Source organism: Leptospira venezuelensis (genome assembly GCF_002150035.1).
Taxonomy (GTDB): domain Bacteria; phylum Spirochaetota; class Leptospiria; order Leptospirales; family Leptospiraceae; genus Leptospira_B; species Leptospira_B venezuelensis.
Genome location: NZ_NETS01000011.1, coordinates 178,117 through 199,709 on the forward strand (window position 1 = coordinate 178,117; position 21,593 = coordinate 199,709).

The 21,593-nt window shown below is 38.8% G+C and carries 21 protein-coding genes; 13 read left to right on the top strand and 8 right to left on the bottom strand.

Features of this window, described 5'->3' with window-relative positions:
* Positions 1 to 91 precede the first annotated feature (91 nt).
* The 6 genes from B1C82_RS17025 (at position 92) to B1C82_RS17050 (ending at position 4,932) form a co-directional block, all read left to right on the top strand.
* Positions 92 to 562, top strand: a complete 471-nt coding sequence (locus tag B1C82_RS17025; protein WP_086448793.1) for an FKBP-type peptidyl-prolyl cis-trans isomerase — start codon at positions 92 to 94, stop codon at positions 560 to 562.
* A gap of 8 nt (positions 563 to 570) precedes the next feature.
* Positions 571 to 2,559: an ATP-dependent helicase gene (locus B1C82_RS17030; protein WP_086448794.1), complete on the top strand. Its 1,989-nt coding sequence runs from the start codon at positions 571 to 573 to the stop codon at positions 2,557 to 2,559.
* The gene (locus tag B1C82_RS17035; RefSeq protein WP_086448795.1) at positions 2,522 to 3,316 is read left to right on the top strand and encodes a SprT-like domain-containing protein; all 795 of its coding nucleotides are present in this window, start codon (positions 2,522 to 2,524) and stop codon (positions 3,314 to 3,316) included. Before B1C82_RS17030 ends, B1C82_RS17035 begins: the two co-directional genes overlap by 38 nt.
* Positions 3,317 to 3,321: 5 nt before the next feature.
* The gene (locus B1C82_RS17040; protein ID WP_086448796.1) at positions 3,322 to 3,507 is read left to right on the top strand and encodes a hypothetical protein; all 186 of its coding nucleotides are present in this window, start codon (positions 3,322 to 3,324) and stop codon (positions 3,505 to 3,507) included.
* 145 nt (positions 3,508 to 3,652) lie between these two features.
* Positions 3,653 to 4,375: a hypothetical protein gene (locus B1C82_RS17045; RefSeq protein WP_086448797.1), complete on the top strand. Its 723-nt coding sequence runs from the start codon at positions 3,653 to 3,655 to the stop codon at positions 4,373 to 4,375.
* An 11-nt stretch (positions 4,376 to 4,386) separates the two neighbouring features.
* Complete coding sequence (locus B1C82_RS17050; RefSeq protein ID WP_086448798.1) at positions 4,387 to 4,932, top strand: YceI family protein; 546 nt, start codon at positions 4,387 to 4,389, stop codon at positions 4,930 to 4,932.
* 68 nt (positions 4,933 to 5,000) lie between these two features.
* Here B1C82_RS17050 and B1C82_RS17055 read toward each other — a convergent pair whose 3' ends face one another.
* Genes B1C82_RS17055 through B1C82_RS17080 form a run of 6 tightly spaced genes read right to left on the bottom strand, consistent with a single transcriptional unit; the run spans position 5,001 to position 10,666 of the window.
* Positions 5,001 to 6,191: a VWA containing CoxE family protein gene (locus tag B1C82_RS17055; protein ID WP_086448799.1), complete on the bottom strand. Its 1,191-nt coding sequence runs from the start codon at positions 6,189 to 6,191 to the stop codon at positions 5,001 to 5,003.
* 5 nt (positions 6,192 to 6,196) lie between these two features.
* Complete coding sequence (locus B1C82_RS17060; protein ID WP_086448800.1) at positions 6,197 to 7,000, bottom strand: AAA family ATPase; 804 nt, start codon at positions 6,998 to 7,000, stop codon at positions 6,197 to 6,199.
* A 2-nt stretch (positions 7,001 to 7,002) separates the two neighbouring features.
* Positions 7,003 to 8,340 carry a TldD/PmbA family protein gene (locus B1C82_RS17065; RefSeq protein ID WP_086448801.1) on the bottom strand — a complete coding sequence of 446 codons (1,338 nt, stop codon included), beginning with the start codon at positions 8,338 to 8,340 and terminating at the stop codon, positions 7,003 to 7,005.
* Positions 8,340 to 9,722, bottom strand: coding sequence for a TldD/PmbA family protein (locus tag B1C82_RS17070; protein ID WP_086448802.1), 1,383 nt, complete (start codon positions 9,720 to 9,722; stop codon positions 8,340 to 8,342). The genes B1C82_RS17065 and B1C82_RS17070 overlap by 1 nt, the downstream gene beginning before the upstream one ends.
* A 51-nt stretch (positions 9,723 to 9,773) precedes the next feature.
* A complete protein-coding gene (locus B1C82_RS17075; protein WP_086448803.1) occupies positions 9,774 to 10,193 on the bottom strand; it encodes an HIT family protein in 420 nt (139 codons plus the stop codon).
* Complete coding sequence (locus tag B1C82_RS17080) at positions 10,193 to 10,666, bottom strand: hypothetical protein (protein WP_086448804.1); 474 nt, start codon at positions 10,664 to 10,666, stop codon at positions 10,193 to 10,195. Before B1C82_RS17080 ends, B1C82_RS17075 begins: the two co-directional genes overlap by 1 nt.
* 68 nt (positions 10,667 to 10,734) lie before the next feature.
* Here B1C82_RS17080 and B1C82_RS17085 point away from each other — a divergent pair, with 68 nt between their 5' ends.
* The 5 genes from B1C82_RS17085 to B1C82_RS17105 all read left to right on the top strand — a co-directional run bounded on the left by B1C82_RS17085 (position 10,735) and on the right by B1C82_RS17105 (position 16,648).
* A complete protein-coding gene (locus B1C82_RS17085; RefSeq protein ID WP_086448805.1) occupies positions 10,735 to 11,580 on the top strand; it encodes a hypothetical protein in 846 nt (281 codons plus the stop codon).
* Between the two features lie 274 nt (positions 11,581 to 11,854).
* Complete coding sequence (gene recA, locus B1C82_RS17090; protein ID WP_086449342.1) at positions 11,855 to 12,943, top strand: recombinase RecA; 1,089 nt, start codon at positions 11,855 to 11,857, stop codon at positions 12,941 to 12,943.
* Between the two features lie 123 nt (positions 12,944 to 13,066).
* Positions 13,067 to 14,080, top strand: a complete 1,014-nt coding sequence (gene argC, locus B1C82_RS17095; protein ID WP_086448806.1) for an N-acetyl-gamma-glutamyl-phosphate reductase — start codon at positions 13,067 to 13,069, stop codon at positions 14,078 to 14,080.
* Positions 14,081 to 14,085: 5 nt separating this feature from the next.
* On the top strand, positions 14,086 to 16,014 hold the full coding sequence (locus tag B1C82_RS17100) for an AMP-binding protein (protein ID WP_086448807.1): 1,929 nt from the start codon (positions 14,086 to 14,088) through the stop codon (positions 16,012 to 16,014).
* A 4-nt stretch (positions 16,015 to 16,018) separates the two neighbouring features.
* A complete protein-coding gene (locus B1C82_RS17105) occupies positions 16,019 to 16,648 on the top strand; it encodes a phosphorylase (protein ID WP_086448808.1) in 630 nt (209 codons plus the stop codon).
* On the opposite strand, the gene B1C82_RS17110 is transcribed toward B1C82_RS17105, so the two are convergent.
* Positions 16,649 to 18,403: a patatin-like phospholipase family protein gene (locus tag B1C82_RS17110; RefSeq protein WP_086448809.1), complete on the bottom strand. Its 1,755-nt coding sequence runs from the start codon at positions 18,401 to 18,403 to the stop codon at positions 16,649 to 16,651. It lies immediately after the preceding gene.
* Positions 18,404 to 18,530: 127 nt separating this feature from the next.
* Here B1C82_RS17110 and B1C82_RS17115 point away from each other — a divergent pair, with 127 nt between their 5' ends.
* Positions 18,531 to 19,133 carry a DUF4254 domain-containing protein gene (locus B1C82_RS17115; RefSeq protein WP_086448810.1) on the top strand — a complete coding sequence of 201 codons (603 nt, stop codon included), beginning with the start codon at positions 18,531 to 18,533 and terminating at the stop codon, positions 19,131 to 19,133.
* Positions 19,130 to 20,188, top strand: coding sequence for a glycosyltransferase family 9 protein (locus tag B1C82_RS17120; protein WP_086448811.1), 1,059 nt, complete (start codon positions 19,130 to 19,132; stop codon positions 20,186 to 20,188). Before B1C82_RS17115 ends, B1C82_RS17120 begins: the two co-directional genes overlap by 4 nt.
* On the opposite strand, the gene B1C82_RS17125 is transcribed toward B1C82_RS17120, so the two are convergent.
* Positions 20,189 to 21,484 (bottom strand): glycosyltransferase, encoded by a 1,296-nt coding sequence (locus tag B1C82_RS17125; RefSeq protein ID WP_086448812.1) that lies wholly within the window; start codon positions 21,482 to 21,484, stop codon positions 20,189 to 20,191.
* Positions 21,485 to 21,593: the final 109 nt, after the last annotated feature.

Sequence of the window (21,593 nt, forward strand, 5' to 3'; positions counted from 1 at the left end):
TCCTAGGATCTTCCAAGAATATACTAACTTAAATCACGTGCCGGAACTTCCCTCCCTTACCCGTCAAGGGCCTTCCCGGTTGGAGCAATAAATGAACCCTAGAGTAGTGACTTTTCACTATAAATTAACAGATAAAGAAGGAAACGAAATCGATTCTTCTCAAGGAAGCCACCCTCTTTCTTATCTGGAAGGAACCGGGCAGATCATTGCCGGTCTTGAAGACGAAATTAAAAGTATGATTGCTGGAGACAAAAAAGTAATCTCCGTAAATGCAGATAAGGCTTATGGCCAAAAAAATCCTGAATTAGTTTTTGATGTGCCTAAAAGCCAATTCCCTGAAGGGGAAGAATTAAGTGTTGGAATGATGTTCCAGACTGACGAGCCGGATACTGTTTATACGATTACCGATATCAAGGGAGAATCAGTGATTGTAGACGGAAACCATCCTTTAGCGGGAGTAGATCTGATTTTTGATGTTCAAATCGTTAATATCAGAATAGCAACCGACGAGGAAGTGAGTCATGGACATGTTCATGGTGAGGGGGGACATCACCACCACTAATCTCACTAATGGCGTCCTTAGAGTCACTTAACGAAAAACAAAAGGAAGCTATCGAGACCCTAAACGGCCCGGTTTTAGTAATCGCCGGTGCCGGAACGGGGAAAACAAAAACGATCGTCCACAGACTTTCTAATCTAGTCGAATCTGGCATCCCTGCCGAAAACATCCTACTTCTAACATTTACCAGAAAAGCTTCCAAAGAAATGCTCTCAAGAGCCGTTTCCCTCTTGGACAAACGTTGCGCCCGAGTTCATGGAGGAACATTTCACTCTTTCGGCAGCCATATTCTCAGAAAATATGCACCTGTGCTTGGATTCTCTTCTCAATTTTCTGTTTTAGATGAATCAGATACTTCTGATATATTTCAACTTTTAAGAACAGAAGGAGAATATGCAAAGCAGAAGTCCAGGTTCCCTTCCAATGATACATTAATTTCTCTACATTCATCTATTATCAATCGAGGAAAATCTTTAGAAGAATTACTTGAAGCAGAATATCCAAAGTTTTTGGACCAAGAATCTGCTATTCGTAAAATTTTCCAAGAGTATGCAGAGTATAAGAAGCGGAGATCCTTATTAGATTATGATGATCTGCTGACCTATACAAGAGACCTTCTAAACAAAAATGAGACCGTCCGTAAAAAAGTCTCAGAACAATATAAATACATCATGGTGGACGAGTTCCAGGATACAAATCAGATCCAAGCTCATATCGCTTGCCTGCTCGCTTTAGACCATGAAAATATTTTAGTCGTTGGAGACGATGCACAGAGTGTATACTCCTTCCGAGGGGCCGATGTAAACGGAATATTCAATTTTCCGAAACTATTTCCTAAAACCAAAACGATTTATCTAGAAAGAAATTATAGAAGTACTCCATCTATCTTAAATTTAGCAAACGTAGTTCTGGCTAATTTCAGGGAAAAATACGAAAAGTATTTATATACGAAAAATGATGACTTCCAAAAACCTGCATTGATTGGTTTTGCCGATGAATTAGAAGAGGCAGAAGGAATCGCCGACCTGATCTTAGAAAGGAGAGAAGACGGAGTTCCCTTAAAGGACATCGCGGTTCTTTTTAGATCTGGATGGAATTCAAATCAGTTAGAATTAGTATTGTCTCAGAGAAATATCCCTTTTTTAAAATTTGGAGGCAAAAAATTCGTAGAAAGTGCGCATGCAAAGGACTATCTTTCTCTTCTAAAAATTAAGGAGAATAAAACAGATTCGGTCTCCTGGTTGAGAGTATTGCTACTTCTTCCTGGAATTGGAGCCGCAAAAGCAAGATCCATTTTGACTGATCTCGAAAGATCCGGTGGAAATCTGGAAAGGATCGTTTCAGAATCCAAAGGTTCTACTGCTTCCCACTTAAAAGATTTAAATCATCTAATTAACGATTCTGAAAAAGACTTAAAAAAACTTTTAGGAAACTTCATAGACTACTATTCTCCGCTACTTGAAAAGAAGTATGATGATTTTAAAAGAAGATTAGAAGATCTGAATGCGTTTTTGACTCTTTCCCAAAAATATGAAACATTACACGAATTTTTAGTCGATATGAGTTTAGAAGGTCCTAACAGAAGCCTAGATAAAATTTCTCCGGAGGAAGAAGACGAAAGATTAGTTCTATCTACGGTTCATTCTTCCAAAGGATTAGAATTTGATACTGTTATTCTATTAAATGTATCTGAAGGTTCTTTTCCTTCCGGAAGAGGAGAAAAGAACATAGAGGAAGAAAGAAGATTATTCTATGTGGGAGTTACAAGAGCAAAAAAGAAATTGGTGCTCACCTACCCTCAAATTTCCCAGCAGAAAAATTCTCAATACTTTAATCGGGTTTCCAGATTCATAGAAGAGATCAGGGAACCTGAAAAAGTATTAGATAAAAGTTTTATTAATAAAAAGGAAGAAGCTTCCAATCCTTCTTCTTCCCAAAACATTCAAAGCCAGAATGATTCAGATGCCAGAAAGAGAATTAGAGAGTTTTTCGGTTCCTGAGCCTATTCTAGATAGAAACTGGGAAGAATATCTGGTTTCTATTTGGGATACTTTAAAGATTAGATCTAGGCGTTTTAAAGAAAGCCAAGTCCGATCCGTGGAGCTCAAATTCTATCCTTACAGAAATGGAAATCATTCTATTTCCTTTTATAATGGGGTTCTATCTGCAAAGTTTCACACATCCTTAACCGAGGCAAGAGAAGAGATCATCTTCTCCTTTATTTCGTTACTCATTTCTAAATTGTTAGGACTAAAACCAAAGCAGGTATGGAAAGAAGAAGTTGCAGAATTCCTAAATTCACTTCCAGAATCGAGAACGGCAAATTCTAAAAAATTAAAAGAAACCGGTGTCACTTACGATTTAAAGGTAATTTTGGAAGAAATATCTTCTTTCTATTTTCCTAAAATGGATACAAAACTACTATCCATCGGCTGGGCGGATCGCCTCGGAAAGAGGAGATTGGGTAGTTACGAAAAACGGAATATGAATATACGTATAAGCCCTATACTCGACCATAATGAAGTCCCACTTTACGTTCTGGAACATGTGGTTCATCACGAAATTCTACATCATATTCTCCCAACCAGGATCAAAAACGGCCATAACTCGATCCATAGCCCTGAATTCAAACGTAAGGAAAAAGAATACGTTAGATACAGAGAGGCAATAAATTGGTTGAAAATGGAATATCCTAAGTTTCTAATAAAACACCAAAGAGAAATCGGCCATAGGCTTAGATCAGAATTTTACGGATAAACTTTATGCATCCGAACCATTTCGAAACAGTATATATTCGCAAAAATATTATAGAAGAAGAACTTTCCAAACTTCTAAAAGAATTCTCCGGGTTAAATTATAAGTCTATGTCTGATTATGACAAAGGTGTCTTTGATGGATATACCCAAGCAGTTACAGAAGTATTAAGGAAAGTGCAAAACAAAAGATAATACAGATCCGCATTCTCAAAATCTTTGGATAATTAATTTGGATTTTGGATCTTTTGCTTATTACTAAATCCAAGGAGTTCATTGCTTTTTGTCATTTCCCTTAAATAATGATTTCCTTTTCTAGGATCTGTTTTATAGATCGGATATGCCTTTCGCAAAGAAAGTATTCGCGATTCTATTTTTTCTTTTCTGCACAACCGGAATGCTCCATTCTTCCCCCTACGTTTATAATGATTTTTCTGGATGGTCAGAAGTAAATCCTCTCACTCCCGATTACTCCAGATACTCACCCAGATTTTATAACCAGATTAGTACTCCAATAACTGGTGGTGAATCAAAGGATTTGCAAAAAGAACGGGAAAGAGTGGAACTACGTCGTTCTCTTTTAGACTGGCACCAAGGTTTAGGTCTTTTGACCTGGGGTTTTTGGTTAGCCACGAACATAGTCGGAGAACAAGCACTCTCTAATCTTAAAAGAGAATATGAACCCTACGCAAATTATTTACTCATCTCTGACCCTCAAAAGAATTTACCTTTATATACAGCACTCATGAAATCTTCTCCTTGGGATTCAGAATCTTCAGGTAGTTCTCATGCGGCACTTGCAGGGACAACTTTTACTCTTTATGCAATTACTGCTGGTCTCGCTTTCTTCTCCCCTTCTAAAAGTTTAGAAAGAGAACCGGGACTTAACACAATATTCACGCATAAAGCGATGATATGGATCCATTTACCAGCTATGCTGGCGCTTCCATTTATAGGAGAAAGGATTTCTAAAGAAGGCCCAAGTGCAGCAAATGAAATGAGAGCAGTCGGCTGGGCGGGTTTCAGTGCATTTAGTGTTTCTATCGCAGTTTTTTATTTTTAAGGAGTAGCTACGTGTCTCATATTTTTCGTTTTTTAATCTTGTTATTATTAAGTGTTTCTTCGGTTTTTTCGGAAGAATTAAAACTACAAGAATCCAATATCAATTTTATTGCCATCCACCCATTTAAAACAGTGAATGGAAAATGTTTCGGAACTACAGTCAGTCCAATGACATTGACGCTGGGTCAAAACGGTTTACAAATACCAAAACTCATAAAAATTGAGATCCCAATTTCACAAATAAAATCTGGGGATGAGAACAGAGACGAACATATTATAGAATCTCTGGGCTATCCTACAATAACCAATATTAGTTTTATAAGCACCTCCATTACTGCAAAAGATAATGAATGGACAATTTCAGGAAACTTGACTGTAAAAGGAAAAACGAAAACAGTTAAATCCGTGGCGACTATTCAAAAAGAAGGACAAGAAACCATTCTTTCCGGAAAATTCCAAGTTTTAATGAGTGATTTTGATGTGGAAAGACCAAGTCTATTATTTGCGACCGCAAAGGACGAGGTAAGTATAGAATATAAATTTATAGTCCGGCCTTAAAAATCTGAGTTAACTATAAATGATCGATCCCGGGCTTCAGGAGCGAAGCGACTATTCTAAAACCTTAATTATCTTTTTCCAAGGAGTTCTCGGATTCCGTCTTCTAATCCATCTACACTCAGAAAAAACATTGGAAATACTTTTTTGATTTCGTAGATGGTAGGAGCATCCCAATATCTTTTTGGTTCAGGATTCATCCAGATTGTGTCAGCAAAATGAGATTTGATCCTTTTAAAGCTGTCTAGTCCAGATTCAGGATGTTCCGGGAGTTTGGATTCTTGTCTGAATCTGGAATGATAAAATCCGTAAGCAGGATCTAAAAGTTCATAAGGAGCCATATATGCGTCTCCTACAATGATTAACTTGGTATCATCCTTGTGCTTTCTAAAAAGATTTTTTAAGGGTATTGGATATCTAAGATCTCCCTTGGGATATACAGAATCATAAATAGAGTTATGAAAATAATAATGTCCGAATTCCTTAAAATGATTCATTTGGTGAGCAGCAGAAAATAGTTTACTCACCCTTTCCGCATAAGGAGTCATACTCCCACCTGTATCCATTAAAAGTAATACTTTAATCCCATTCTTTCGAGTACGATCAAATACAAGTTCAGGATCTCCCGCGTTTTTGCAAGTGGCGTCTACTGTTTTAGGAAGATGGAATTCCGGGATACCTTCCTTTCTTAGATTCCTAAGTTTTTTAAGCGCTATCTTAATCTGTCGAACATCTAACTGTTCGTCTGTTCTATAATCCTTATACTTTCTTTCCATCGCTTGGAAGATCGCGGATTTTCCCCCACCTTCTCCACCAATTCGGACTCCTCCCGGATTTACTCCAGAATGACCAAAAGGAGAACTGCCACCTGTGCCGATCCATTTGTTCCCACCGTGATGTTCCCCTTTTTGGTTTTGTAACCTGTCCAAGAACTCTTTCCAAAGTTCTTCTGGTGAGATCATGCCTGGGGGAAGTTTATTCGGATTTTCGAATATTGTAGAAAGCCAATCCATCATTTCCTTGCGGAAAGATTCTTTGAGCACTCCTCTTTCTCCGAATAGCTCGGTAAATACAAGATCGAATGCGTCGTAATATTTAACATCTTTAACTAAGCAAAGCCTGGAAATTCTATAAAATTCATTTAAAGTTAGGAATGTTTTGTCTTTTGTAAGTGCATCAGTTGCTTTCAAAAAATCCAAAAGTTCCACAGTGGAGATTGGAACCCCAGATGACTTCAGCCTGTAGAAAAAGGGAAAAAACAAATTTTTTATCTGAACAATTTCAGATCCTCTTCATTTTTCACAAGTGCACCTATATAAGGGATTTTAGCATCCTCGGTGAGTTTAGCTCCCATATGGATTAGAATTTGGATCCAATCCAGTAGTTCGCTAGTGCCCGGCTTTTTTTTCATATCATCCATGGTTCGGATCACATAGAAAGACTCGAGTGCTCTTTTCAAAAGTGAAGATTCAATCTTAGGAAAATGAGAAGATACAATGTCCGCCATAAATGCCGGTTCAGGAAAATCTATATAATGAAAAATACATCTTCTTAAAAATGCAGCAGGAAGTTCTTTTTCGTTATTGGACGTAATTAAAGTCAAAGGCCTATTGATTGCTTTTATCTTACGGCCAGTTTCTTGGATCACAAATTCCATTCGATCTAACTCTAAAAGTAGATCATTCGGAAATTCTATATCCGCCTTGTCGATCTCATCTATTAATACTACAGAAGGTTCCGTAGCAGAAAATGCTTCTCCAAGAGCGCCCAATCGGATATAATTTTCGATATTACGGACCTTCTCCTTATCTTCCGTAAATCTGGAATCGTTTAGCCTGGAAACAGCATCATAAAAATATAAACCTTCCTTTGCAAGAGAGGTGGACTTTACGTGCCATGAATATAATTTCTTCTTGGTTTTGAAGGAAAGATAATCTGCTAAAAGTGATTTTCCAGTACCTGGTTCCCCCTTAAGCAGCAAAGGTCTTGCTGTAATCTCAGCAACTTGGACTGCTTCTTCTAATTCTTTGGAGAGTAAGTATGTTTCGGGCTTATTTCTTTCTTCCGACATGATCAACCTGCTACGTGAATTTCTGAGATCAAAATATCAGGGACCTTGATAGAAGAATAACTGTCAGAATATTCGTTGGAAATACCTTGGATCTTATGGAGTAGATCGAAATAGTTCGTATTCATAGTAATACGATCCACTGCATGTTCCGGCTTTCCATTTTTATAATAAATCCCTTGGACCCCAATGGAAATTTCTCCGGAAACTGCACTACAACCTGCTCCACCTTCCAACTTAGTCACAAAAATACAATGAGTGTCTGATGATAATAATTCGTCTTTGGTTTTAGTACCAAGTGGAACTATCATATTAGAAAAAGAAGTACCAGCTCTTCCTGAATAAGAACGAACCCCATGGCCAGTCGGCAATACATTGTCCTTTTTGGCGGATTCTAAATTGTAAAGATAGGATTTAAGAACTCCATTCTCTAATACCTTGGTGCGTGCAGATGTAGGAATTCCTTCAGCGTCTACTAAGCGGGAACCTGGATAATCGGGAGTATGCGCTTCACAATAAATACTTAATATAGGAGAAGCAACCTCGTTCCCCATTTTTCCAACTAAACGAGAAGAACCTTTTTGGACCGCATCCGCAAAATAGGGAGATGAGAACATGCCAAATATTTGAGGACTGATACGATTTCCTAAAACGATCGTATACACCCCGCTCGGCAGAGGTTTGGCTCCTAAAAGTTCTGTTCCTCTGTAAGCTGCTTCCTTAGCAATATAAGATGGGTCAAATTGGGAAATATCTCTGCCTGATCGGTAATAACTTCCCATTTTCTTAATATCACCGTCAGCTACGACAAGACCTGTACCTAGATAGGCAACATTGGATTCTTTTTTAACAAATACACCTTTTGAATTTGCGATTAAACTCTGGGTGGAACTTTTTCCCACACCCACATGAGGAACATTCTCGACTCTTTTATCGGATTCCCAGGAAGCTTGATCCAAAGCAAGACCTAGCTCTCTCATCCATGCAAAATCCAATTTGTCCAAAGCAGGATTATAATGTTTTAAATCCACTTCTGCTAATGGTTTTGGCTCAGGAAGTTCCATGTCCAAAGGATCTGTGATCTCTGTTTGGTCCATTGCATCTCTTACCATTTGAGAAAGAGCTTCTTTACTAAAACGTTCGCTATAAGAATATCCAGGACGAGAATTGTTCAGAACTCGAATACCTACTCCTCTAGAGCGAGAAGTTTCTGTGGAAACAATCCTTCCTTTAAATACTTCGATCCCAATATCTTCAGAGTCAGTGGCAATCAGATCGAAAGAATCGATCCCATAACGTTTTCCTTCTTCTAATACGAATCCGGCAGCTTGCTCCAAATCCATTATCTTCCCCCCACTAGGATCTCATCCACTTTAAGGGAAGGTTGTCCTACAGTTACTGGAATAGATCCGGAAGAAGCACCGCAAGTCCCTGCAGCCAATTCCAAGTCTTTTCCAACCATAGATATTTTAGGAAGAATCTCATGACCTTTCCCTATCAGAGTCGCTCCTCTTACAGGTTCCGCAATCTTTCCGTTACGGATCACATAACCTTCTTCGACCGCAAAATTGAATTCCCCAGTTGCTGGGTTCACTGAACCACCACCCATTCTTTTTGCATAAAGTCCAAAATCCACAGAAGCAAACATCTCATCTAAAGAATCATTCCCTGCTTCTATATAGGTGTTTCTCATTCTAGAAACCGGCGCGTATTGATAGGATTCTCTTCTACCACTTCCAGTTCTAGCAGATCCTGTTTCCATAGATCCGATTCTATCAGCAAGATAAGCTTTTAAAATTCCGTTTTCTATCAGGAGAGTTTTTTGTGTAGGCATTCCCTCATCGTCTATCTTTAAAGAACCGTATTGTTCTTCGATGGTTCCGTCGTCATAAGCAGTGAGACAGGATTGCGCGATTGCTTCTCCCATTTTGCCAACAAATGGAGAAGATTTTTTGCGAATTGCTTCAGTTTCCAAAGGATGGCCACAAGCTTCGTGGAAAATCACTCCACCAAAACCGTTTCCCATGACCACAGGCATTTTTTTACCTTCTATATATCCTGCATCCAGCATGAAAAGAGCCCTTTCTCCTGCTTTTCTTGCGATATCTTCCACAGCTAATCCTTCAAAAAACTCGAACCCTTTTAGAGCTCCGGGAGACTCACTCGCCACGAATCTTTCTCCCTTATTCTCTGCGGTTACAGAAAGAAAAAATCTACTTCTGACTCGAAGATCTTCTACCCAGAGTCCTTCCGAGTTTGCGATTAAAACATTTGTTACGATGTCGGATGCGCTTACACCTACTTGTATGATCTTAGAAGATACTTTTCTTGCGATATGATCCGCTGTTTGTAGGAGTTCCAATCTTCTAAATGGAGGAACTTTTCTAGGGTCATGTATATTTTTAGAGAAAGAATATTTAGATACGTCTCCAGGAAGAGTAAATGTTCCGGAATTATTTGTCACTTCTCCGCGCGAATCTGCTAAGAGTTGTATTAAAGAAAGTAAATGTTCTTGGTCATCATTACTTGTATAAGCATATAATACATCGGTTCCGTAGACCAATCGGATACCAATCCCATAATCAGTTGCAGCAAGCGATTGTTCTATTTTTTGGTCTCTGAGTGAGATAGAAGAATTTCTGGATTCTTCTTCATAAATTTCTACAAAGTCCGCTTTTCTTTTTTTACCCGCGTGGATCAGGGTTTCTATATTGGATTGATTCATAACCTTTTACTTTAGACAGAAATTTTTTGATAATAATGGAAGGAAAAAGGATCATTCGAATTTAGGGAATGATATCCCGACCGGAGCCGAGGCCAAACCTTCTAATGCTAATCGAATGTAATCCGGTCCTTTGATCTCTTCGTATCTAGGAACCAAATGAAAATGCATATGAGCTACTTTTTCTGCTACCAAGACTGTATAGATTTTTGGTGGAGAATATTTTTTCTCTATCCAATCAGTTGCAAATTTAAGTGTCTCTCCTAAGTCCTTGAATTCTTTAGGGTCCCAGTCTGAATATTTTTCTCTATGGGAAATTGGTTCTATATACAGATAACCTGGGATTTTTTTATCCTCAGGTGCATGTCGAATGATAAAAGAAGAGTTTTGGTGAATTAAACCCGGTATCTTTGCACCGCGCAACACTGCACAAATAGGGCAATCTGGAGATACTACTAATGTTTTTTGGGCCATTACACCCCGCTGCCCTGAGAAAGATAAGATTTATATTTTTCGTAAACCCTAAAGATATAGTCCTTATCAGAACAAAAACGAATAATACATCGATAGAAATGATACCTTTCCAGTTCCTTTCTTTCTCCGTTCTCATCTACCTTATGTTCTTTTAGCAAAGACTTTAACATCCCCAAAAATAGGGAGCGTTCCTTTTGATTATACCCTTCTTGCGAATAGCGCACACCTTCTAAGATATTCACAAACTTTTCGGCAGATGCCTGGAAAGCATCCGGAGAAGAGAGGAACTCTGATTTTTCCTCAGGAGAAAAAGTAGATAAATAATCATGGAATAGTGTGAGTTGTATTGCCACCACCAAGGATTGGGTTTTGGCCTTCGTTTCGGTATAAAAAGGAGTTTGGATACTATATTCCACGAAGTCTTGCCAGGAAGATTTGGTTGTTTGTATTTTATGCAGTTCTAACAGGCTCATATATTTTTAAAGCTTTTCAGTTTGGGGTTTTCGATTATGGTTTGAGTATTACAGGATAAAAGCCGCCTATGTCAAAGGTTTTCCGATTCTTCTTTTTGCTTTTCTTTCTCTCCTATCCCTTAAGCCTTAGCGCTTCCGAAAAGTCGCCGGAGGAGTTATTCAATTCATTTTTAGAATGGTCCGGACATCCAATTTTAGTGGAAGAAAGGATAGTCCGCAATATAAGTACAGAATATATTACAGAGTTAAAAAAGGACTCCGAACAAAGTTTAGAATTATTTCTAAAAAATGATCTAAAACCTGACAAAAGACAAAACCAAAAGCCAGGACTTGATAAACTAAAAAAGGATCTACAAAGTTTAGAAAGGTTTGAAGGTGTGCAGATCAAATTTGCCGGTAAAGATTGGGAAACTTTATTTAATTCCAAGGGCAATTTCCCTGAGTCATATTACGAATTCGAGACTGGTCCAGTTTCCTTTCGATACATATTTCGTAATCTTCCCTATCGTCCTTTGCCTAAATGGGGAGAATTGAAACTGCAAGGAAGTTTCCTGCTCTTCTCCGAATCCGGGGCGCTTCTATTATACAAAATAATCCCAGACTTTCCTGTAAAGGATTTGGACATCATAGAAGTCCGAACATTCGCAGAAGAGAACAAAAAGAATGGAGGAAATGCAAAAAACTTCTCCGAAAACAAAACGGAACTGTTTTATTTCCCAAATCATAACTTAGTTCCATTCTATATATTACTTCTCTCTAAAATACTTTTGGTATTCGCGTCATTCATTATATTTATATTATATGCTGGAAGGTTCTGGAGATTCCTTTTAGAACAAACTCGTAGAAGCCATAAGGCAGAAATATCGTTTTTGGAAGATAAGAAGAAGTCTGAGAAAGGATTTTTATCCGATTAGGCCTTGTTTTCCAGAGCCGATTATACTACAACCATATTTACTATACAAATATTTGCACTTTTTTCACCTCTAATCTAATTTTTTGGGTGACATAAGAGTGATTTAGCAAGAAACTTTTCCCAGGGAATCGGAAGGTTTTTTAGATCTGACCTGGAATTTGTCCGGGACTAAGAGTATCCTTCCTATTAGAAAAGATTGATTCCCATTAAAAAAGTACACGCAGTTTTATCTGAGGGGGAACCGGGTCTTGGCAAGAGAAGGAGCTAAAGAGTCCATGAAAAAGCAAAAAGAAGAAGCACAGGGTTTGGATGATTCCAAACGCCAGGCCATAGACCAGGCAATGACCCAAATCGAAAAACAGTTCGGTAAGGGCTCCATTATGCGCTTAGGATCTGCTTCCGCAAGCGTAGTCGCCCCTGTTATTCCTACAGGATCCTTGGATCTAGATATCGCATTAGGAATTGGTGGTTATCCATTAGGAAGGATTGTAGAGATCTACGGTCCGGAATCTTCCGGTAAGACTACTCTTACACTTTCAGCAATTGCGGAATGCCAGAAAAGAGGTGGAGTTGCAGCGTTTATAGATGCGGAACACGCACTGGACCCTGCTTATGCTAAAAAGTTAGGAGTTAATTTAGAGGAACTATTAGTTTCTCAACCGGATAACGGAGAGGAAGCATTAGAAATTTGTGAATCTCTAGTCCGAAGTAATGCAATTGATATAGTAGTCTTAGACTCTGTTGCTGCACTAGTTCCTAAAGCAGAGATCGAAGGTGATATGGGAGATTCCCATATGGGTCTGCAAGCAAGACTTATGTCCCAAGCTCTTCGTAAACTGACTGGAACCATTTCTAAGTCAAAAACTGTTGTTATCTTCATCAACCAGATCCGTATGAAGATTGGTGTTATGTTCGGTTCTCCTGAAACTACCACTGGTGGAAACGCATTAAAGTTTTATAGTACGGTTCGTTTAGATATCCGTAAAATAGAAACACTTAAAGAGAAGGAAGAAGCCACTGGGAATAGGGTGCGTGTAAAAGTTGTAAAAAACAAAATGGCCCCACCTTTCCGTCAGGCGGAATTCGACATAATCTTTAATACAGGAATCAGCCGAGAAAGTTCTCTCGTTGACTTAGGGGTAAAACACGACATTATTAGCAAATCCGGAGCCTGGTATTCCTATAATACGGAAAAGATAGGCCAAGGAAAAGAAGCAGCTAAAGAATATCTGAAATCAAATCCAGAGATCGCCTTCCAAGTAGAAAATATGGTAAGGGATCTGAACGGATTGCCCCCTTTAGCACCTGACGGTAAACTACCTCCTGCTCCGCCGTCGGAAGAAGTCCAAAAAGCAGCAGGCTAATTACTACTGGCTTTCTTTTTAGAAACCATTGACCGCCGGATGAAAACTCATCCGGCGTTTTTTTATTCCAAGCTTAATCCCGATTTTTAGGATTGTTTCAAACGCTAGTCAAAAGGAAGAGTCATGTCAGAGATCAGCATCATCGGAGCAGGCGGATTTACAGGAAAAGAATTATTAGGATTACTTGCCCGCCATCCAAAATACAAAGCTGTGCATGTTACTAGCGATAAACTTGCAGGCAAATCTCTTTCAGAAGTTTTTCCAGATCTACTCTCTCCTAAAGATTTAGTTTTTAAAAAACATGAGGATGAGGTTCCAAAAGGTTCACTTGTAGTTCTCGCAGTTCCAAACGATGCTTCCTTAGAGTTGGCTCCTAAGTTTTTGGATAAAGGTCATAAGGTAATCGATCTTTCCGGAGTATATCGTCTTCATAACCAAGAAAAATTCGAAACGAATTATAAATTAAAACATACTAGCTTCTCCTTAACAGCAAAAGCGGTATTCGGTATTCCAGAAATATTCAGAGAGAAACTGAAAGGCGCTGACTTTGTTTCCAATCCTGGCTGCTTCTCTACTTCAGTTATACTAGCTCTTTATCTTTTAGGAAATCTCAGAAAGGAGATAAAACCAAGGATTGTAGCTGATTGTAAATCAGGGATTAGTGGCGCCGGAGGGAGAGTAGAAGACGGTGGATTTTCCTTCAATGGTGTGTATGAAAATTTCAGAGCTTATAAAATTTTAAGCCACCAGCATGAACCTGAGATCCAAGAGTATTGTTTCGAAGGAGCCGGGCTATCTGAACCTGAAATTTTATTTGTGCCTCATTTACTTCCAGTATACAGAGGGATTTTATCCACGATCTATTTAGAAGCGAATTCTGAAAATTTACCTTTTTTTGAGACTCTTATCGAAAATTCTAAATCAGAACCTTTTATTCGGATCAGAAAAACTCCTGAAGAGATTGATCTTGCAAAAGTGCAACGTACCAACTTCTTAGATATAAGCCTGAGACAAAGAGGAAAGAATATCACAATCGTTTCTGCCCTGGATAATCTTATGAAGGGGGCGGCAAGTCAGGCATTACAAAATATAAATTTAATGTTGAACGAGTCGGAAACTCTGGGCTTACTTTCCTAATCTGCATGGAAAAAAGAAGTATCTATCATCTTGTCAGGGACTCTTGTATCCATTACAAGGATAGACCCTTCCAATGGATATGGGATGAAAAATTAAAATCCTTCTCAGGAATTTCTTATTCTGAATGGTTTTTGAATCTGGAAAATCTTTCTGGGTTTTTCAGACAGAAGAATTTAAACAAGGGCGATAAGGTAGGCTTATTCTGTGATAATAGGACAGAATGGGCATTATGCTCCTTCTCCGTAATGTGCTCTGGTGGAGCTGATGTTCCAAGAGGATGTGATGCAAGTGAAGAAGAAATATTTTATATCTTAGATCATACTGAATCCAAGATCACATTTATAGAAAAAGAACAGGTACTCAGTAAACTTGGCAATATTTTAAGTAGACTAAAACATCTAGAAACTGTAATACTAATAGAGTCCGAAGAAAACTTTGCTTCTTTGGCGAAATTAAAAACAGCCTACCCTAAAATCGAATTTATAGATTTGGAAACTGCTATCGCTCAGGGACGGACCTGGGTTGAGAAGAAAGGAAAGTCACATCTTCAGTCAATTGGTGAATCTTTAACCGAAAACGATATTGCAACGATTATCTATACTTCTGGAACTACTGGAGTTCCCAAAGGTGTGGTATTAAAGCATAGATCCTTTACTTGGACCATTAACCAGCTGCAACAATTTGTGCCTGCTAATTATTCAGATAGAGTTGTGGTATTCCTTCCTCCTTGGCATATCGCGGAAAGAATTTTAGAAACAGCACTTCTTTCTTGGGGGGCATCACTCGCCTGCTCCAATGTTTCTCAGCTTACTCGTGACTTTGAGATCATCAAACCTACTGTTCTTGTTTCTGTACCCAGAGTTTGGGAAGCATTGTATCGTAGGATCTGGGATAAGGTTTCTAAATCTTCTCCTGCTAAACTTGCAATTTTTAAAATAGCGGTTAGGATCGCAGAAACTTATAATTCTCTTTTAGATACCGTTACGGGAAACTATTCGGAAACGGAAGATTTGAATAAAGAGGAGAAGTTGACCGACACAGTAGTTTCTATCCTCTTTCTTCCAGTATTCTATTTTTTGAATATTTTAGCTCAGAAAATACTCGCACCTGTAAGGGCTCTATTCGGTGGACAACTTAAGTTTGCATTTTGTGGCGCAGGAGCTATGCCTCCTAAGATCCAATTTTTCTTTCGTTCCATGGGAGTTCCTATCATAGAAACATATGGAATGACTGAAACTACAGGGATGGGAGCATTAGGAAGTTTTCCAATTCCAAAAACAGGATCAATAGGGCCCGTATTTCCTGGAGCACATATCAAACTAGTTAATGAGCAGAATATAGTGGTTTCAAAACCTGGAGACAAAGGGATCGCTTGGCATAAGGGTCCACATGTAACCGCAGGCTATTATAAAAATTTGGAACTCAGCCAGACTAATTTTTCGGATGGCTGGTTTAATTCAGGTGATTTATTTGTTTGGACTAAAACAGGAGAGTTAAAATTTGCAGGGAGGGCAAAGGATACAATCGTTCTTTCATCCGGAGAAAATGTGGAGCCTGAACCAATCGAAGGAAAAATTTTAGAAACCGGTTGGGCATTAACTGCAGTAGTTATAGGCCAAGACCAAAAGTTTTTGGCCGTTTTAATCGTTCCAGATTTTGCAAAAATCAGAGATCATTTTTCATCCCAGGGTATTAGCCTGGCTACTGACAATCATGCCCTGGTCCAAGATCCAAAAGTTTTGAAGTTTTATAAGGACCTGATCAAGAATACTGTATCTGAAAAGAACGGATTTAAAAATTTCGAAAAAATCGTTGAGTTTCGCCTTTTAGACAAGGAATTCGAAAAAGGAAAAGAACTCACGGAAACCATGAAAGTGAAAAGAAATAAGGTTGCAGAACTCTATGAGCATCTGATAAAAACGATCTTTCTTTAATCAGATGAGCGACCTTAAAATCCAGGATATCCTTTTCTGCGCGGCTTTCGCGGGAGAAATCGACAAACTTAAATCGAATCCAAGTATCCACACCTTCGAAGCAGGCATCGGAGAATTGGAAGCTGCAATCAATCTCCAAAAATATCTTTTAGATCCTTCCACCTGGAAACCTAAAGCGATTTTCGGGATAGGCTCTGCAGGAGTTTATAACTGGATCCCCAGAAAGGATTGGGAAGGTAAATTCGGAATTTCGAAAGTGTTCGCAAATTACCAGATCGCATTTTTGGACAAAAAGATCAGACTTCCTGAAAGTATGACATTTAAATATGAATTCCCGGATTTAAAATTCCCATTCGAAGGAAACGACTTCGTAGAATCCGCAACCAACGGAACAGGCTCAGTCACCCTAGAAGATCTAAGCCCAAGGGCTTTAGAAAGGATCAAGGGAGAAAGTTTAGGTTTCGAGAATATGGAAGCATTCGGTCTTGCAAAAGTATGTAATCTATTTAATATTCCTTTCGGAACAATATTTGCACTTACAAACAAAGTAGGACCAAAAGGAAGCGAAGAGTGGAAACTTTCCTGGAGAAAACATTCAGATAGACTCCAGGAAAAAATCCTATATTATCTCTGACTATTTTTCAGTGGGAAAGAATAGTTTACGAATATCACCAATCGCAGCTTCCGTTTCTAACTCTCCCTTCTTAATAATTTCTTTATATTTTCCGAAATCCGTAAAAGCGAATTCTTCTATATGTAAATTGATAAAAAGATCCATTTTTTCTTTTCTCAATTTAGTGATCTCTCTTCCTTCTAATGTGATCGCTCTTGCCATGATCTTTAGAATAGGAGGATACGTAATATCTTCCCAAAGATTTTTGAAAAATGACTTTCCTGTTACCTTTCTATCTTCTAAAAGCCTAACGATCCCCTCGTCTCTTAGCGGAGAAACGTTCACCGATAGAATCACATCTGCACCTTTTCTTCGGATCAGGTTTTCCGGAACATTATTGATCACTCCACCATCTATCAAAAGATGATCCCCTTTGAATACAGGGGGGAACATCCCGGGCAAACTCATTGCTGCAGCCAGCGCTTCCCAGACAGGTCCCTGGTCCATTACATATTCTTGTCCGCTATGAAGATCCACTGCGGAAGTTGCAAATGGGATCTTTAGATCTTCTATCAACTGTGTACCGAATGCATCTTTTAACATTCGGAGCATTCTTTTACCTTTGAAGAAGGAGATAAGCGGAATAGTAGGATCGAAAGGTTTTTCTATCCCACCAAAAAACTTCCCGATCATTTTGAAGATTGAATCTGTGCTTTCTCCCCTGGCATATAAAGCACCGATCACTGCGCCGAAAGAAGAACCACTTACAAAATCAAAACGGATCCCTTCTCTTTCTAAAACTTTTAAAAGGCCCACATGAGCAAGAGCTCTTGCTCCCCCTCCCCCAAGCGCAAGTCCTCTGGTCCTTGAGACCAAATATCTCGCAAAGGTTTCTCCCTTATAAAATATCTTTTGGTTTGCAGATTCTTCATGCTTTCTTAATCCATTTTCAGAAACAATGATCCGAGAAGTCCTTCCTGAAAAATTTCGAATCCTGGGTTCCCAATAACCTAAAATCTCATTTTTTTGTTTTAGATTCCTTTCCGGTTTTTCCTCCCAGAAAACAATCTGATCACATTGTTGCACAAGTTTATCCAATTCAGGCTGGATCCCTGGATTTTTAAAATAGAGATGTAGTATGGAAGACTTCTTTCTGAGCCCCGCAATCGTACGGATCATTTCGGAAACAGATTTTCCTTTGAACGTATCCATTCTCAAAAGAGAAACATGGCCTTCGTGGGACTTCCTACCATTATCCACTATCGATTCTAGATGTACTTTAAAATCTTCTACTTCTTCGATTGGAATATGACATACTAGTCTCCGAGGAGAATGCATTGGAGCAGAGGAATCTTCCATTACCTCCCTCATTCTCATTCCCATCAGTCTCATTAAGTTTTGAGAAAGGACTCTTTCTTTTGCGGCGAGTTTTAAAAAATATTCCCCATCCAAAACATATAATAATGTATCCAGGATCGCGGTTGCGGAGCCAGTATGAGCAGTTCTTGTCAGAACACTATTCTCAGCGAATACGTCACCTTCTCCCAAGTAACGAACCGTTTTTCCTGCTTCTCCCAAAGTCATCATTACCTCTCCGTGCCGGATTATGTAAAGTTCCTTGGAGATCTCACCTTTATAGTAAATAACAGTATGATTGTGAACGTGCCGCTCTTCGATATGACCGTAAAGTAAGACTAGTAATTTTCTCGGGAGACCCTTGAATAAGGGGATAGACGCTAAAAATTGCAACGCTTCCGGAGGTACTATTTTTTTCATGCGGGCAAAATCCTAACCTGGGAAATTTATTTTGTAAAGCGGAACTAGAATCTTCTGGTATTACCCGACGGACCGATTAGAAGGAAATCCTCTTGATTTTTGGTCTATCGCGTAAATTCTAGCTCCGATGAAGTTAGAATCGGCCAAAGTGGTTGAGATATTCAAAAATTCCGTCATGGACTGGCATAAAGAGGAAACAATTTCTCCGAATCCATTCCCCGGATCCTCACTTGAGTTCCTATTTTACCAAAAAAACCAGATAGATACTATCCAATGGCATGTAGAAGACGAGATCAGAAGGCCTGACCTTCCAGACAAAGAACTTGTCCAGTTCAAAAGAAAAATAGATGCTTTGAACCAAGAAAGAACAGATCTCGTAGAGCAGATTGATGATCAAATCTCAGCAATGTACAAGTCTGTGGAAAGAAAGCCGAATGCCAGAATGAACTCTGAAACGCCTGCTTGGCTGATAGACAGGATGAGCATTCTGGAACTCAAAATTTATCATATGAAAGAACAAACGGAAAGAAAGGATGTGAGTCCTGAACATATCCAAACCTGCCAAAACAAGCTGAATGTTTTATTGGAGCAGAGAACTGATCTTTCCAAATGTCTGGATGAACTTCTGGACGATTTATCTAAAGGAGATAAATTCTATAAGGTGTATAGGCAGATGAAAATGTATAACGACAAAAATCTGAACCCATCCTTATATACAAAACAAGCATGAATCTTTTGGTGCTAAGATTCTCAGCGATGGGAGATGTTGCCTTAATGGCTCCGGCGTTGATCGCCGTGGCCGCGAAGTATACAAATATACAACTCACTGTTGTTACCAGAGGGAATTATGCTCCCTTCTTTTATAATATCCCCAATGTTCATGTGATCGGGATCAATCTTAAAAAATATAAAGGCTTTTCCGGCTTATATCGTCTATTCAAAGAATTGAACAAATTAGGTCCTTACGAAAAGATTGTGGACCTGCATTCTAGCGTTAGATCTCGCTTTATCAGTTTTTTCTTTTGGATCAGAGGGGTTTCCGTTTTTAGGATCATTAAGGGAAGAAGAGAGAAAATGCGCCAAATACGCAAGACTCGAAAAGTTCTGCGTAAACTTCCCCACACTGTGGATAGATATCTTAAAGTTTTCGAAAAAGCGGGATTTCCTGCAACTGTTCGTAAAGGTCCTTGGATCAATGTAGATCCAGAATCTAAAATTTACGCCAAAGACTTCCTTCTTGCGAGAAAGATAGACAAAAAAGAAGGACTTTGGGTGGGTTATGCACCTTTTGCTGGCCATAAATTGAAAGAATGGCCATTAGAAAAAAGTTTAGAATTACTTAGGTTACTAAAAGAAGAGTTTCCGAATATTAGAATTTTCTTATTCGGTTCCTCCCAAGAAGCAGTTCAAATGGAAGAATGGAGAAATGGGGACCAATCCATGACGATCGTTTCCGGTGGTAAACTTGGAATACGAGGTGAATTAGGCATCATGGAAAGAATGGATGTGATTATAGGAATGGATTCTTCCAATATTCATATTGCAGCACTTTTAAAACGCCCTGTGATCGCTCTATTCGGGACAACTCATCCGCTTTCTGGATTTGCGCCTTTTGGTCAGGAAGACACTGGAGTTTTACAAATAGACGATCTACCTTGCAGGCCTTGCAGTATTTACGGAAATACCACTTGTTACCGAAAAGACTTTGCCTGTATGGAAAGAATTACTCCAGAAGACGTGATCAAACGGATCAACGTCATCAAGAACATAAATACACTTTTTTGATCAGCCTAAGATCCCAAAAGGATCCAAAGAGAAGATCGTATTTAATATAGATCTTTTCTTCTTCTTATGCTTTTGTTCTGCGACTGATTTATATACTTCTTCCATTCTATCTACACAAGCCTTCATTTCATGGCTTTGTGAAATTTTTAGTGATTCCTTGGAGAAGGCAGCATACATCGCAGGATCTTCTAAAATACGAACTGTCTTTTCTGCGATATCTTTTACATCAAATGGTTTTGCGATAAATCCGTTTACACCATCATGAACTAATTCTGGGATTGCAAATGAATCAACACCAACTGCAGGAAGACCGCAAGCTACAGATTCCAAAATTACAAGTCCTTGGGTTTCCATAGTAGAAGCGGTTAGGAAAAGATCGTAATTCGGATAATGTTTAGGAAGTTCTGCTCTGTCTATAAAACCTGTAAAAGTAATCGCATGGTCTATTCCAAGCTTTTGCGCCTGAACCTTAAGGGAGGCCAAAGCGGGTCCGTCCCCAATGATTGTTAAAGTAGCCGATGGGATTTTCTCAATGATCAGTTTGAACGAATTTATGATCACATCACAATTTTTCTCGTAGGAGATCCTACCTACATGCAGAAGTTTAGGACTTTCAGAAAGAGTTTTAGGACTTCCTTTAAATTGTGAAAGATCCAACCCATTCGAGATAACAGCGACAGGTTTCTTTAATCCAAACTCTTCTAACTGCTTTTTGATCAAATGAGAAGGAGATATGATCAAATCACATCGATCATATAAATTATTCGTAATTTTAAGAATGATCTTCTTGCGGATATTGAACTTATCGAGCTTTTCAAACTTCACTAAGTCTTTTATCTTGATCTTTTTATTCAACTTTCCAATTCTCATGAAAAGTTTGTCTAGTTTAAGGAGGCGATAAAAAGAAAGATACATGTCCTGCTCGGACATTAAAGTATGATACGTTCCTATGCTTGGGATCCCGTATTTTTCTGTTGCGTTGATCCCATAGACTCCCATAAGCCCAGGGGTATGGATATGCACCAGGTCAGGTTGGAATTCCTTGATGGCTCTTTTAATTTTAGAAGGAGAAGGTAAAACTACTTTGATATCAGGGTAACTTGGAAGGTATCCGCTTCTAAATCTTTCTAATCGAATATGATCTCCCATTCGATCGAAATCCCCTTCTCCATAACGTGGACAACAAATCAAAAATTCATGTCCTCTTTCGGCGAGGGCTTCCGCAAAATTTTTCATTGAGATAGCGACCCCGTCAATTTTGGGTAAAAAGGTGTCCGAAAAATAAAGAATCTTCATCTAGGTTCCTAATGCGGAACCAATCTCCCCCATAATATGTATTTTACCACTCCATTCCAGAAATCTATGTGAAAAATAATCGAATTTACAAAGAATAGATCAGTAAGAT

Excerpts from the sequence above, each read along its gene's own strand:
- B1C82_RS17025 (WP_086448793.1), top strand. The coding sequence starts at position 92 with ATGAACCCTAGAGTAGTGACTTTTCACTATAAATTAACAGATAAAGAA.
- B1C82_RS17030 (WP_086448794.1), top strand. The coding sequence starts at position 571 with ATGGCGTCCTTAGAGTCACTTAACGAAAAACAAAAGGAAGCTATCGAG.
- B1C82_RS17035 (WP_086448795.1), top strand. The coding sequence starts at position 2,522 with ATGCCAGAAAGAGAATTAGAGAGTTTTTCGGTTCCTGAGCCTATTCTA.
- B1C82_RS17040 (WP_086448796.1), top strand. The coding sequence starts at position 3,322 with ATGCATCCGAACCATTTCGAAACAGTATATATTCGCAAAAATATTATA.
- B1C82_RS17045 (WP_086448797.1), top strand. The coding sequence starts at position 3,653 with ATGCCTTTCGCAAAGAAAGTATTCGCGATTCTATTTTTTCTTTTCTGC.
- B1C82_RS17060 (WP_086448800.1), bottom strand. The coding sequence starts at position 7,000 with ATGTCGGAAGAAAGAAATAAGCCCGAAACATACTTACTCTCCAAAGAA.
- B1C82_RS17065 (WP_086448801.1), bottom strand. The coding sequence starts at position 8,340 with ATGGATTTGGAGCAAGCTGCCGGATTCGTATTAGAAGAAGGAAAACGT.
- B1C82_RS17070 (WP_086448802.1), bottom strand. The coding sequence starts at position 9,722 with ATGAATCAATCCAATATAGAAACCCTGATCCACGCGGGTAAAAAAAGA.
- B1C82_RS17075 (WP_086448803.1), bottom strand. The coding sequence starts at position 10,193 with ATGGCCCAAAAAACATTAGTAGTATCTCCAGATTGCCCTATTTGTGCA.
- B1C82_RS17080 (WP_086448804.1), bottom strand. The coding sequence starts at position 10,666 with ATGAGCCTGTTAGAACTGCATAAAATACAAACAACCAAATCTTCCTGG.
- B1C82_RS17085 (WP_086448805.1), top strand. The coding sequence starts at position 10,735 with ATGTCAAAGGTTTTCCGATTCTTCTTTTTGCTTTTCTTTCTCTCCTAT.
- recA (WP_086449342.1), top strand. The coding sequence starts at position 11,855 with ATGAAAAAGCAAAAAGAAGAAGCACAGGGTTTGGATGATTCCAAACGC.
- argC (WP_086448806.1), top strand. The coding sequence starts at position 13,067 with ATGTCAGAGATCAGCATCATCGGAGCAGGCGGATTTACAGGAAAAGAA.
- B1C82_RS17100 (WP_086448807.1), top strand. The coding sequence starts at position 14,086 with ATGGAAAAAAGAAGTATCTATCATCTTGTCAGGGACTCTTGTATCCAT.
- B1C82_RS17105 (WP_086448808.1), top strand. The coding sequence starts at position 16,019 with ATGAGCGACCTTAAAATCCAGGATATCCTTTTCTGCGCGGCTTTCGCG.
- B1C82_RS17110 (WP_086448809.1), bottom strand. The coding sequence starts at position 18,403 with ATGAAAAAAATAGTACCTCCGGAAGCGTTGCAATTTTTAGCGTCTATC.
- B1C82_RS17115 (WP_086448810.1), top strand. The coding sequence starts at position 18,531 with ATGAAGTTAGAATCGGCCAAAGTGGTTGAGATATTCAAAAATTCCGTC.
- B1C82_RS17120 (WP_086448811.1), top strand. The coding sequence starts at position 19,130 with ATGAATCTTTTGGTGCTAAGATTCTCAGCGATGGGAGATGTTGCCTTA.
- B1C82_RS17125 (WP_086448812.1), bottom strand. The coding sequence starts at position 21,484 with ATGAAGATTCTTTATTTTTCGGACACCTTTTTACCCAAAATTGACGGG.